Source organism: Micromonospora sp. SH-82 (assembly GCF_051132485.1).
Classification (GTDB): Bacteria; Actinomycetota; Actinomycetes; order Mycobacteriales; family Micromonosporaceae; genus Micromonospora.
Genome location: NZ_CP148049.1, coordinates 990,147 through 1,002,544, shown reverse-complemented (window position 1 = coordinate 1,002,544; position 12,398 = coordinate 990,147). Strand labels below are relative to the sequence as shown.

The 12,398-nt window shown below is 69.2% G+C and carries 13 protein-coding genes; 7 read left to right on the top strand and 6 right to left on the bottom strand.

Translation table 11 applies throughout. The features are described from left to right. Window positions 1-11 precede the first annotated feature (11 nt). Window positions 12-1,472 (top strand): CCA tRNA nucleotidyltransferase, encoded by a 1,461-nt coding sequence (locus tag WHN02_RS04655; RefSeq protein ID WP_434742212.1) that lies wholly within the window; start codon window positions 12-14, stop codon window positions 1,470-1,472. Window positions 1,473-1,758: 286 nt separating this feature from the next. Further along, window positions 1,759-3,813, top strand: coding sequence for a S8 family serine peptidase (locus WHN02_RS04650; RefSeq protein WP_434742211.1), 2,055 nt, complete (start codon window positions 1,759-1,761; stop codon window positions 3,811-3,813). A gap of 222 nt (window positions 3,814-4,035) precedes the next feature. On the opposite strand, the gene WHN02_RS04645 is transcribed toward WHN02_RS04650, so the two are convergent. Beyond that, a complete protein-coding gene (locus WHN02_RS04645; protein ID WP_434742210.1) occupies window positions 4,036-5,568 on the bottom strand; it encodes a flotillin family protein in 1,533 nt (510 codons plus the stop codon). 15 nt (window positions 5,569-5,583) lie between these two features. Further along, window positions 5,584-6,105, bottom strand: coding sequence for a hypothetical protein (locus WHN02_RS04640; RefSeq protein ID WP_434743819.1), 522 nt, complete (start codon window positions 6,103-6,105; stop codon window positions 5,584-5,586). A 191-nt stretch (window positions 6,106-6,296) separates the two neighbouring features. Here WHN02_RS04640 and WHN02_RS04635 point away from each other — a divergent pair, with 191 nt between their 5' ends. After that, window positions 6,297-6,776, top strand: a complete 480-nt coding sequence (locus tag WHN02_RS04635; RefSeq protein ID WP_434742209.1) for a methylated-DNA--[protein]-cysteine S-methyltransferase — start codon at window positions 6,297-6,299, stop codon at window positions 6,774-6,776. Between the two features lie 199 nt (window positions 6,777-6,975). On the opposite strand, the gene WHN02_RS04630 is transcribed toward WHN02_RS04635, so the two are convergent. Together WHN02_RS04630 and WHN02_RS04625 are read right to left on the bottom strand one after the other, a co-directional pair. Beyond that, window positions 6,976-7,212 (bottom strand): DUF397 domain-containing protein, encoded by a 237-nt coding sequence (locus WHN02_RS04630; RefSeq protein ID WP_434742208.1) that lies wholly within the window; start codon window positions 7,210-7,212, stop codon window positions 6,976-6,978. 4 nt (window positions 7,213-7,216) lie between these two features. Continuing rightward, window positions 7,217-8,071, bottom strand: coding sequence for a helix-turn-helix domain-containing protein (locus WHN02_RS04625; RefSeq protein WP_434742207.1), 855 nt, complete (start codon window positions 8,069-8,071; stop codon window positions 7,217-7,219). Window positions 8,072-8,926: 855 nt separating this feature from the next. On the opposite strand from WHN02_RS04625, the gene WHN02_RS04620 reads away from it, so the two are divergent. The 3 genes from WHN02_RS04620 to WHN02_RS04610 all read left to right on the top strand — a co-directional run bounded on the left by WHN02_RS04620 (window position 8,927) and on the right by WHN02_RS04610 (window position 9,992). Then, window positions 8,927-9,250, top strand: a complete 324-nt coding sequence (locus WHN02_RS04620) for a hypothetical protein (protein WP_434742206.1) — start codon at window positions 8,927-8,929, stop codon at window positions 9,248-9,250. A gap of 152 nt (window positions 9,251-9,402) precedes the next feature. After that, on the top strand, window positions 9,403-9,609 hold the full coding sequence (locus WHN02_RS04615) for a ribbon-helix-helix protein, CopG family (protein ID WP_350900050.1): 207 nt from the start codon (window positions 9,403-9,405) through the stop codon (window positions 9,607-9,609). Next, window positions 9,606-9,992 (top strand): hypothetical protein, encoded by a 387-nt coding sequence (locus tag WHN02_RS04610; RefSeq protein ID WP_434742205.1) that lies wholly within the window; start codon window positions 9,606-9,608, stop codon window positions 9,990-9,992. Before WHN02_RS04615 ends, WHN02_RS04610 begins: the two co-directional genes overlap by 4 nt. A 73-nt stretch (window positions 9,993-10,065) precedes the next feature. Here WHN02_RS04610 and WHN02_RS04605 read toward each other — a convergent pair whose 3' ends face one another. Together WHN02_RS04605 and WHN02_RS04600 are read right to left on the bottom strand one after the other, a co-directional pair. Continuing rightward, window positions 10,066-11,145 (bottom strand): inositol-3-phosphate synthase, encoded by a 1,080-nt coding sequence (locus tag WHN02_RS04605; protein ID WP_350900046.1) that lies wholly within the window; start codon window positions 11,143-11,145, stop codon window positions 10,066-10,068. 23 nt (window positions 11,146-11,168) lie between these two features. Beyond that, a complete protein-coding gene (locus WHN02_RS04600) occupies window positions 11,169-11,807 on the bottom strand; it encodes a PadR family transcriptional regulator (RefSeq protein WP_434742204.1) in 639 nt (212 codons plus the stop codon). A gap of 175 nt (window positions 11,808-11,982) precedes the next feature. On the opposite strand from WHN02_RS04600, the gene WHN02_RS04595 reads away from it, so the two are divergent. After that, entirely contained in the window at window positions 11,983-12,393 is a 411-nt protein-coding gene (locus WHN02_RS04595) for a DUF5318 domain-containing protein (protein WP_434742203.1), read from the top strand. The last annotated feature ends 5 nt before the right edge of the window (window positions 12,394-12,398 follow it).

Here is a 12,398-nt window from a genome sequence, read left to right as displayed (position 1 = left end):
CTGACGATCCGATGTCCGAAGCCTCCGTACCCCCCGTCGCCGACCGCCGCGAACTCACCGCCGCGCAGCGCAACGCCGTCGCCGAACTGCTGCGGGTCTCCCCGGTCGCCGACGAGCTGGGTCGCCGGTTCGCGCGGGCCGGCCACGAACTGCACCTGGTCGGCGGATCGGTCCGCGACGCCCTGCTCGGGCGGCTCGGCGACGACCTCGACTTCTGCACCGACGCCCACCCGGACCAGACCCTGAAGATCGTCCGGGGGTGGGCCGAGTCGGTCTGGGAGACCGGCCGGGAGTTCGGCACCATCGGCTGCCAGCGCGACGGCCTGCGGTTGGAGGTCACCACCTTCCGCGCCGAGGCGTACGACCAGGTCAGCCGCAACCCGATCGTCGAGTACGGTTCCAGCCTCACCGAGGACCTGAAGCGGCGGGACTTCACCGTCAACGCGATGGCGGTGAGCCTGCCCGACCACCGGTTCACCGACCCGCACGGCGGGCTCGACGACCTGGCCGCGAAGGTCGTCCGTACCCCGGGGACCCCGCAGGAGTCCTTCGGCGACGATCCGTTGCGGATGCTGCGCGCGGCCCGGTTCGCCGCACAGCTGCGCTTCGCCGTGCACCCCGACGTCCGGGCGGCGATGAACCGGATGGCCGCCGACCTGGACCGGATCACCGCCGAGCGGATCCGGGACGAGTTCACCAAGCTGCTCTGCGGCGCCGACCCGGTGACCGGGCTCCGGCTGCTCGTCGACACCGGCCTGGCCGAGCGGTTCCTGCCCGAGCTGACCGGCCTCAAGCTGGAGATCGACGAGCACGCCCAGCACAAGGACGTCTACGAGCACACCCTCACGGTGGTCGGCAACGCGATCTCCCTGGAGTCCGACGGCCCCGACTTCGTCCTCCGGATGGCCGCCCTCATGCACGACGTGGGCAAGCCGGACACCAAGGCGGTCGGGTCGGACGGTCGGGTCAGCTTCCACCACCACGAGGTGGTCGGCGCCCGCCTGACCAAGGCCCGGATGAAGGCGCTGCGCTACCCCAAGGACGTCACCAGCCAGGTGGTCAAGCTGGTCGGCCTGCACCTGCGCTTCTACGGGTACGGCCGGGGCGAGTGGACCGACTCGGCGGTCCGTCGGTACGTCACCGACGCCGGTGACCTCCTGTCCCGCCTGCACAAGCTCACCCGGTCGGACTGCACCACCCGCAACCGTCGTAAGGCCGCCCAGCTCGCCGGTGACTACGACGCGCTGGAGGAGCGGATCGCCCGGATCGCCGCCGACGAGGACCTCGCCCGGGTCCGCCCCGACCTCGACGGCAACGCCATCATGGAGCTGCTCGGCGTGCCCCCCGGCCCGATCGTGGGCCGGGCCTGGAAGCACCTCAAGGAGCTTCGCCTGGAGCACGGCCCCCTGGACCGGGACGCCGCCGAGGCCGAACTCCTGCGCTGGGCCCGCGCCGAGGGCGTCTCCGACTGACCCGGTCCGGCCTCCGCAGTGACCGGGCCGCGCAGGTCCGGTCCGTCGTTCCTCCCGGGTCTGTCCTCTCTGTGGTGTCCTCTCCGTCGTGGATGTCCGATGGTCGTCGCACCGACGACGAGACGCTGGCGTATCGACCGATCGGCTGAGCTGAAATCCGTCGACAATCGTCCATGATGGTGCAGGATCAACCCCAGGCCCTCTCACGCACTTCGATGCGAGGCCGGGTTCTGTCGTTCCTCGGCGTCCGGGATGGACGCCGATCACCACACGGGGAGTTCGCATAGTGATACGTCGTGGCGTCATACGCCGCTCTGCGGCCGCCGGGCTCGCCCTCGTCTGCGCATCCTCCGTCGCCTGTGTGGTCACCGGCAGCGCCGCGGTGGCGGCCCCCGGTGACCGGGAGCGGGCTTTCGTGCGGGGCACCGAGAACCCGGGTGCCGTGCCGGACCGGTACATCGTCGTCCTCAAGGACAGGGCGACCGACAAGGCCGTACGCTCCGCCGCCTCGACCCTGACCAAGGCCAACGGTGGGAAGATCCGCAAGATCTACACCGAGGCCGTCGACGGCTACTCCGCCACCATGACGAGCCGTCAGGCGCAGCGGGTGGCGGACGACCCGGCAGTGGCGTACGTGGAGCAGGTCCAGCGGGTCACCGCCTCGGCCACCCAGCCGAACCCCCCGTGGGGGTTGGACCGGGTCGACCAGGTCACCCCGAAGCTGACCGGCTCCTACACGTACTCGAACACCGGCAAGGGTGTCACCGCGTATGTCGTGGACAGCGGCATCGACATCGACCACACCGACTTCGACGGGCGGGCCGCCAACGGCTACGACTTCGTCGACGACGACGCCGTCGCCCAGGACTGCGACGGCCACGGCACCCACGTCGCCGGCACCATCGGCGGCACCACGTACGGGGTGGCCAAGCAGGTCAAGCTGGTCGGGGTCCGGGTGCTGAACTGCGTCGGCGCCGGTGACAGCGAGCAACTCCTCGCCGCCATCGACTGGGTGACCCAGAACGCGGTCAAGCCGGCGGTGGTGAACCTGAGCCTCGGGTTCGGCGGGATCAACCACGCGGTCGACGACGCCGTCAACCGATCCATCAGCTCCGGTCTGACGTACGTCGTCGCCGCCGGCAACGAGCAGCAGGACGCCTGCCAGGTCTCCCCGGCGAGCGTCCCGGCGGCCATCACCGTCGGTGCCACCGACCGGATCGACTACCGGGCCTGGTTCTCCAACCACGGCCGGTGCCTGGACCTGTTCGCCCCCGGGGTGAGCGTCGTCTCGGCGAAGGCGGCCCCCAAGGTCGGCCAGGTGACCAGCGGCAGCGTGGCCTTCAACGGCACCTCGATGGCGGCGCCCCACGTGGCCGGTGCCGCAGCTGTGCTGCTCCAGACCGAGCCGGGGCTGACCCCGAAGCAGGTCCGCGACCGGATCGTCACCAACGGGACGGCCGGTGTCGTCCACGACCCCAGGGGCTCGACGGACCGGATGCTCCGGGTCACCAAGAACATCCTGACCCGCAACTCCGTCGCCCTCAAGGCCCGGTCCAACGGCAAGTACGTCACCGCCCAGGACAAGGGCAAGAAGCCGCTGCTGGCCAAGGCGAGCGCGATCGGCGGCTCCGAGCGGTACGACATCGTCGACGCCGGAAGCAACCTGGTCGCCCTGCGGTCCAAGGCCAACAACAAGTTCGTGACCGCGCAGAGCAAGGGCACCCAGCCGTTGCTGGCCAAGGCGAGTGCGATCGGCGGCTGGGAGAAGTTCCAGCTCGTGCACAACACCGACGGTACGGTCAGCCTCAAGGCGACTGTCAACGGCAAGTACGTGACGACGCCCAGCACCGGCAAGTCCCCGCTGATCGCGAGCAAGACCACCATCAGCACCTGGGAGAAGTTCGACATCGACGCCCCCGCGCCGGTGGTCAGCATCAGGTCCCGGGCGAACAACAAGTTCGTCACCACCCCCAGCGCGGGCAAGTCCTCGCTGGTGGCGACCAAGACGACGGTCAGCACCTGGGAGAAGTTCGAGGTGGTGAACCGGGGCGACGGTTACTTCGCCCTGAAGGCGCTCTCCAACGGCAAGTACGTCACCGCAGAGAGCGCCGGGACCAAGCCCCTGATCGCCCGGGGCACCTCGATCGGGAGCTGGCAGGAGTTCGACTTCCTGTCCTACAACCCGGACGGCTCGGTGCACGTACGGGCCTTCATCGACGACCAGGCGGTCACCGCCGGCAGCTCCGGCACCAGCAAGCTGATCTCCAGCCGGAACATCAACTGGGACAGCACCACCCTCGGCCTCGGCAACGGGGAGAAGTTCTTCTTCTCCGCCGTCTGATCCTGCACCGACGATCCTGCGGCGTGTGATCCTGCGTCGTCTGATCCTGCGGTGACGCCGAAGCGGCCCGGACCCCTTGCGCGGGGGTCCGGGCCGCTTCCGTCGTCCTGCGAGCCGATGCGCCGGCGGTTCCCGTGGTCCTCCGGCCGTCCAACGGTGCTCGGGCGTTCCCGTGGTGCTCCGGCGGTCCCGTTGCGCTTCGGCGGTTCGTGGTGCCCCGGGTCAGCGGTCGACGGCGCTGCCGTCCACCGTGCCCTTGTCGGCGTTGCCGTTCGACGTCGTCGGAACGACGTTCTGCGCAGCGCCGAGCTTGGCGAGAAGGTTGGTCAGGTCGATCCCGGTCAGGTCGCTGCCGAGCTGGAGCCCCTGGGCCACGTTGCCGGCCACCGACTTGGTCAGCGAGGACGCCCCGTCGGTGGAGATGACGGTCATCTTGTCGATAGCACCGATCGGGGCGCTGGCCGCCTCGACCACCTGCGGCAGGACCTTGACCAGCAGGTCCAGGACGGCCGCCTCACCGTACGCACCGAACGCCTCGGCCTTGCGGGCCATCGCGTCGGCCTCGGCCTGACCCCTGGCGAGGATCGCGGCAGCCTCGGCCTGACCCTCCCGCTCGACCGCCTCGGCGATCGCGCTACGGCGGCGCTGCTCCGCCTCACCCTCCTTGGCACCCTCGATGGCATGCGCCTCGGCGAGCGCGGCCCGGCGGGCACGCTCACCCTCACCGGTGAGCCGGGAATGCTCGGCGGAAGCCTGGGCGGCGGCGATGGTGGACTGCCGCTGGGCGTCGGCGTTGAGGACCGCCGCGTTGCGGGCCGCCTCGGCCTCCTGCTCGACCTTGTACCGGGCCGCGTCGGCAGGCTTGCGGACCTCGGTGTCGAGCTGACGCTCCTTCAGCTCGGCGTTGCGCTCGGCGACCTTCTGCTGCTCGGTGAGGATCGCCTGGTCCCGCTCGGCCTGGGCCAGGGGACCGGCGGCAGCCGACTTGGCCTTGGCCGCGTCGATCTCGGACTGGATCCCGGCCTGCTTGAGGGCGAGGTTCCGGTTCGCCTCGGCGATGACCTCCTCGGCGAGCAGCCGCTCCTGCTCGGCCTGCTGCCGGGCGCGGGCCTCGGCGATGGACGCGTCCTTGAGGACGCGGGCGGCCTCGGGCCGTCCGAGGTCCTGCAGGTACGTCCCCTCGGCCAGGATGTCCTGGAGCTGGAAGGTGTCGAGCACCAGGCCCTGGTTGGTCATCGAGTGCTCGGCCTCCTCGGCGACCGCGCTGGCGAACGCCGCCCGGTCCCGGATGACCTCCTCGACGGTGAGTCGACCGACGATCGAGCGGAGAGCACCGGCCAACACCTCACGGGTGAAGTCCTCGATCTCGTCCTGCTGGTGCAGGAACCGCTGGGCGGCGGCCCGGATGGCACCCTCGGTGCCGCCGACCTTGACGATGGCGACGCCCTGGAGGTCGGCGCGGATGCCCTGCTTGCTGACCGCGCCCTTGATGCTGACGTCGATCCGGCGGCTCGACAGATCCAGGGACTGTATCTTCTGCACCACCGGGAGGACGAAGACCGAGGCCCCGAGGACGACCTTCTGCCCGGAGTTGTCGGTGGAGCGGCTACCGTCCGCGCCCTGGGTGGTCCGCCCCCTGCGACCGGTGACGATGAACGCCTCGTTCGGGCCGGCGACCTTGATCCGGGACAGGATGAACAGGACCAGGATGAGGACGAGGAGGACCGCGCCCCCGATGGCGATGAGGATTGGCATGCTGCTCCGTGTCTTTCAGTAGGTCTCGACGTGCACGCTGGTCTCACTGAGGGTCTGCACGACGAAGATCTGGGTGCCGACCGGGATGGGCCGGTCGGCGCGGGCGTTGAGTTTGACTGGCTGACCGGCGACGCGTACCCGGACTTCGCCGTAGCCCTCGGCCGAGACCGGGGTGACCACCAGCCCGATCGCGCCGACCAGGTGGTCACGGGTGGGTGTGGGGTCGGTGGGCATGTTCTTGGCCGCCCGGCTGAGCCGGGACGCGAGCCACGCGGTGGGCACCGCCGCGAGGGCACCGCCACCGGCCGCCGCCGCGACCAGTCCGGGGCTGCCCGCCCCGAGGAGTTCGTTGACGATCGCCCCGCCGAAGCCGAACGCGCCGGTGAACCCGGCGACCACCTCGACCGACACGGGTCCGTCGACGTCCCCGCCGATCGCGTGGAACAGTTCGGTGCCGAGCAGCGACAGCGCCAACACGCCGACACCGACCGCACCGATGATGAGGAAGATCAGAGTCCCGGTGGCCACGCCCCGCAGGCTACCGAACCTGCGCAAACGCAGGGTGGTGTGAGATCGGTCTCAGCGGCGGCCCGCAGACGGTGGTCGATCGACCACGGTCTCGGCGGCGGGTCCGCCGTCGCCCCCCGGTGGCGAACCCTGCCCGTCGACCGTCGCCGATGAGTGGGCATCGACCGAGGAGGGTCTCCGAGGTCGGGGACAATGGGGTGATGCGCTGGACCGTGCTCGACTCACCGATCGGCGAGTTCTCGGTGGCCACGGACGCCGGGTCGGTCTGCGGGGCACACTTCGGACGGGAGCCCTCCGCAGTCGAGGAGCCGGAGCACGAGTTGGACCGGCAGGTGGTCGGGGAGCTGCGGGCCTACTTCGCAGGCGAGTCGACCGAGTTCACAGTCCCGGTGGTCGCGCCGAGGGGTTCGGACTTCGAGCGGGCGGTGTGGCGGGAGATGACCCGGATCCCGTACGGGGAGACGTCGACCTACGGCGAGGTGGCGCGGGCGGTCGGCGAACCGGGTGCGGCCCGGGCGGTCGGGGTGGCCTGCAACCGCAATCCGATCCCGGTCATCGTCCCCTGCCACCGGATCGTCGGGGCGGGCGGGAAGCTGGTCGGGTTCGGTGGCGGGCTGACCCGCAAGGTGACCCTGCTGGAGTTGGAGGCCGGTGTGGCCCTCCGGCGCGCATGGACCTGAAGTCCCGGCACGCCTGGACCTGAGCCTCACCCTCCGACCGACCATCTCGACGCCCACGATCGTTTGCAGTTAATCGACACCTTCTTCGGCGTGTCGGGTAGGTCAACAACCAACGATCATCGTGCGCCAAGCGCCAAGCGCCAGCGGTCATGGTTTCCGGGCGATGTCTGTTCACCGAGGCGCGGGCGGGGTCGCCAGGTCAGGCGGAGAGGTCGAAGCGGCCGGTGTGGAGGTCGGTGAGGAAGGCGGCCCAGGCGGTGGCGGGGTAGACGAGGGTGGGTCCGGTGCGGTCCTTGCTGTCGCGGACGGCGTACCGCGCACTTCCGTCGAGCACCGGCCCCGCCTCGACACAGTTGGCACTGCCGTTGCCGCTGCGGGTGCTGACGTGCCAGGCCACGGGGAGCCCGGTGCTGGTGGGGCGGTCGACGGTCGCCATGCGCTCACTCCAGACGTGCTTGCAGATCGAAAAGAATCCGCTGTACGGCACCGTTGCGCAGCGCCGCCCGGCGTAGCCGATCGTAACGCTGGTGCAGCGAGTCGGCCTTCTCTCCTTCGGCCACGATCGTCCCGACGACCGTTGAGATGCAGCCAGCGGACGGATACGGCCGACGCATCTGGAAGACGTCGAAGCTGCCGTCTGGACTGGCATGGGCACCGGCTGCAAGGGGTAGGACCATGATTTCGACGTTCGGCCAGCCCGCCATCGAACGGAGATGAGCGAGCTGAGCGCGCATCACCTCGGGTCCGCCGACCGCCCGACGCAGCGCTCCTTCAGTGATGATCGCGGAGAGCCGGACGGGCTCGGGCAGGCTCAGGAGCTGCTGCCGGTTCATCCGTAGATCAACAAAGCGTCGGAACTGGTCGTCGGTGAGATCTTCGTCGGCGGCCTGGATGACGGCCTCGGCATACTCCCTGGTCTGGAGCAGACCAGGCACCACCGATTCCTGGAACGATCTGATTACCGTGGCGCGGCTCTCCAGCCAGATCCAGTCGATCAACGAGGCGGCAGCGTTGGCGGGGAGGCCGTCCCACCAGCCCTTTTGCCAGACATCCTGCGCCATGGTCTTGAGATCGTCGCGTCTTTTCGGGTCGTCGATCCCGCAGACGTCGAGGTACGTCAGCACCTCGGGCACTCTGGCAGGCAGCATGCCTGACTCGATCCGACTGACCGTGCTGGCGTTGCGGTTCAGACACTCACCCACGTCGCGCAATGTGAGCCGGGACTTCTCCCGCATCTCGCGGAGCTGCTGACCGAGCCACTGAGCGCGAAGCGTAAACGCGTGTTCGTTCGGCATCACCACTCCCTTCCACCATGGACAGAATGCCTGAGTGGATTCCACTGTTGCAAGCTTGCATCGACGCTGAGTGTCGTGCATTCTGCGTGTGGCTGTGGTTACCGAAGGTGATCAGTGGTCGAGATGGGACGGACCGGGGTGGGTCGGCTTGGCGGCATGCCCACCCCGGTCCGGAAACGAGCCGAACGGGAGACCCCTCACGGTGGACGGCGTCCCGGGGATCGGACTCCCCGACTGTCTACCACGCCGTACCCGCTGTGGGCGGGCACCGGCGCGTGCTGGGTGCGTACCGCTTCGGTTGTGGGCCGGGGTGCGTCCAGCTGACAGCGCATCCCCGGCGTCGAGCCGGGCAGGCGTGCGAGCCCCGCCGCGAGTTCCCCTCACGGCGGTGACGGACCGCGCGTCCGCCCCTTTCCCCGAGGGGTACGCCGTCGATGGGACTGCACGAGAGTCGGGCGCGGGTGGAGAGCCGTGCCGCACACGAGATCATCGCCGCTCACGTACCCGATCCGGGCGGGTTGTGTCGGATCTGCCGGTCTCCGGGGCCGTGCCGACCGGCGAACGTGGCGGCGAACCGGCTTGTCGAGTTGGGGTTGCCGGTGCTGCCCGAAGCGGTGTCGGAGTCTCGCCTGGCCGCTCTGCTTCGATGGCGGCCTGCGCGCCGACCGGGGCGGACGAGCGGCTGCGTTCCCGTCGGCCTCGAACACGGGGCGCAGTCGTGACCGGTCGGCGGCTTCCCGTCCTGGTCCGCGCCGCCTGGCGGGTGGTGGAGCACCACCGTCATCATCGCTGTCCGGCCTGTGGTGTCGGGGGTCGGTGTCCGGCCGTCGAGGTGGCACGCGCCCGGATCAGGGCGTGGCGGCGGTACGGATCGTGACCGCCGACCTCAGGGCCGGGGACGTGGTCGCTGTGACCCGGGCGGCGAGTGTGCAGTTTCTTCGGCGGCCGTTCGTCGCTCGGGTGATCCGGGTCCGCACGGAACTGCTCACCTACCACGGGTGGTGCTGGCTGGACGTCTACCAGCTCGACGAGCGGGGCGACGCCGTCGCGCGTCGGACGATCTTCGTCCAGCCGGCCGGGCTCCGCGTCGTCGACACCAGCGCCGAACGGGTTACCAGCCGGGTGCCGGCAGCCCGCCGTGCCAGTACCGCACCGAGCGCGCGGCGGATGGGAAAGTGACAGGCGTTACACATATCCGTCTCATGTTGCCGCACCCGACTCACCGGTCCGGCCGTTGGTCGGTGGACGTCGGACCCACACGACCATCTTGCGGAGGAGAAGCAGTGCCGACTGTGGTTGACGCACCCCCAGAAGGGCTATACAAAAGTGGTATGGCCTTCACCCTGACGCTCAAGCCCGAAGTTGAACAGCGGCTCCGTGAGCTTGCGGAGGCCGAGCACCGTTCCATGCACAAAACGGTCGAGCTGGCGATCCAGGAGTACCTCGACCGCCAGGAGCGCAACGAGTGGACCCGCCAGGCTGCCCGGCGGGTTCGTGAGCGGAACGCAGAGTTCTACGAGATGTTGGGGGACCGGTGACGCGATCCTGGCCCGACGCCGAAGACCTGCTTCTTCTGCTTGCCAGTTGCACGGCCTCACAGACGGTGGTGCGGGACGGGGGCATCCTCTACGCCGCCGCCGCCCGCCCTCACGCACGCCTGTTGGACGCCCAGGTCTATCCAGCACCGCTGAACCAGGCGGCCGCCCTTCTGCACGGGATCACGGTGTGGCGTCCGCTCGACATGTGGAACGCCAGCCTTGCCTGGACGGCAATGGATGTCTGCCTGGAGCGCGTCGACATGTTGCTGAACATGCCCGCCAAGGAACGGATGGCGCTCACCGAGGCGTTGACCAGTGGCGAGGTCGACTCGGTGGAGGAGCTGGCCATGCGGCTGTCGCCGTACCTGGAGATGTCGGGCTGAAGGTGGAGACGGCGAGGGCCGGGTCCAGACGGACCCGGCCCTCGCCGTCTGCTGCTGATGCGTCAGTAGCGGGTCAGCGCTCGACCTCGCCGGTGATGAAGCCCTCGACGGCCGCGTGCGCCTCGTGGTCGGCGTACTGGACCGGGGGGGACTTCATGAAGTACGACGAGGCAGACAGGATCGGTCCGCCGATCTTGCGGTCCAGGGCGATCTTGGCGGCCCGGACCGCGTCGATGATGACGCCGGCCGAGTTCGGCGAGTCCCAGACCTCGAGCTTCAGCTCCGCGTTGAGCGGGGTGTCGCCGAAGGAGCGACCCTCCAGGCGGATGTAGGCCCACTTGCGGTCGTCCAGCCACGGGACGTGGTCGGACGGGCCGATGTGCACGTCGCTCTTGGCCATCTCGTGCGGCACCTGGGAGGTCACCGACTGGGTCTTCGAGATCTTCTTCGAGACCAGGCGGTTGCGCTCCAGCATGTTCATGAAGTCCATGTTGCCGCCGAAGTTGAGCTGGTACGTGCGCAGCAGCTCGACGCCCCGGTCCTCGAAGAGCTTCGCGAGGGCGCGGTGCACGATGGTGGCCCCGACCTGGCTCTTGATGTCGTCGCCGACGATCGGCAGCCCGGCGTCGGTGAACTTCTGCGCCCACTCCGGGTCGGAGGCGATGAAGACCGGCAGGGCGTTGACGAAGGCGCACCCGGCGTCGATCGCCGCCTGGGCGTAGAACTTGTCGGCCTGCTCGGAGCCGACCGGAAGGTACGACACGACCACGTCGACCTGGGCGTCACGCAGCGCCTTGGCCACGTCGACCGGCTCGGCGTCGGACTCCTCGATGATCTCGCGGTAGTACTGCCCCAGACCGTCGAAGGTCGGGCCGCGCTGGACGCTGACGCCGGTCGGCGGCACGTCGCAGAGCTTGATGGTGTTGTTCTCGCTGGCGACGATCGCCTCGGCGAGGTCCATGCCCACCTTCTTGGCGTCCACGTCGAACGCCGCGACGAACTGCACGTCAGAGACGTGGTAGTCGCCGAAGGTGACGTGCATGAGACCCGGGACGCGGTCGTTCGGGTCGGCGTTGCGGTAGTACTCGACGCCCTGGATCAGGGACGAGGCGCAGTTACCCACACCGACGATGGCGACGCGGACGGAGCCCATAGCGTCTGCCTCCTTCTTCATCATCACGGCCGCTCTGTCCTGGAGTCACCAGGCGGGGGCGGGCTGCTGTCATCTCGTGCTCCGTCGACCGACCCGGTGTGCGGGGCGGTCGGCGGTCGGCCGGAGCGCTCGTTCGCGATGAGCTCCTCCAGCCAGCGGACCTCACGTTCACAGGCGTCGAGCCCGTGACGCTGGAGTTCCAGGGTGTACGCGTCGAGGCGCTCGGCCGCCCGGCCCAGCACGTCGCGAAGCCCTTCACGACGTTCCTCGATCTTTCGGCGACGACCTTCCAGGATCCGGAGCCGGGTGGCCTGGTCGGTGCGGGCGAAGAAGGCGAAGTGCACTCCGAAACCCGTGTCGTCGTACGTCTCCGGACCGGTCTGGGCGATCAGCTCGGCGAACCGCTCCTTGCCCTCGGCTGTGATTTTGTAGACCACCCGACCGCGTCGACTGGTCAACGCGGGCACCTCCTGGGCGGTCGCGGGCGTCTCGTCGGCTTCGGTGATCCACCCGGCCGCCTGCAACCGCCGCAGGGTGGGGTAGAGCGAGCCGTAACTGATCGCCGCCCGGATCGCGCCGAGCTTGGCGGAGAGCTCTTTGCGCAGCTCGTACCCGTGCATCGGGGCTTCCTGGAGGATGCCCAGGACGGCGAGCTCAAGCACCGGCCACCCCTCTCACCCCGAGACCTGATCAGCTCTTTTCGTGCGATGTATCGGTCCGATACATCGCACGTTAGCGGCTCGTCGGAACGAGGGCAAACACGAGTCCACGGCGTGCCGCCGTGACGGATCGTGACGGCGGTCGCCTCGCCGGGACGAACCGCGTACCCTTTGCCGCATGCGTGGCTCTCGCCAGGTGGTCGACTACTCGCTCCAGAAGCGGGCAGTTCTGCGTGAGCTCGTCGCGGGCCGGGTCGGGACGTACGACGTCTGCGACGCCTCGCCCTATCTGAAGAACGCCGCCCGGTTCCACGGGGAGGCCACCGAGGAACGCTGCCCGATCTGCCGCAGTGAGAACCTCACGCACGTCCATTACATTTATGGAGACGAGCTCAGGCAGTCCGCCGGCCAGGCGCGGACCCGGGCCGAGCTACCGGCTCTGGCGATGACGCTGCGTGAGTTCCAGGTCTTCGTGGTGGAGGTGTGCCTCGGCTGTGGCTGGAACCACCTCGTCGAGCAGTACCTGCTCGGCCGGGACGGGCTCGCCGACGGCGTCGAGGTCGAGAGGCGCAACGGTGGAGTCGGCTGACAGGA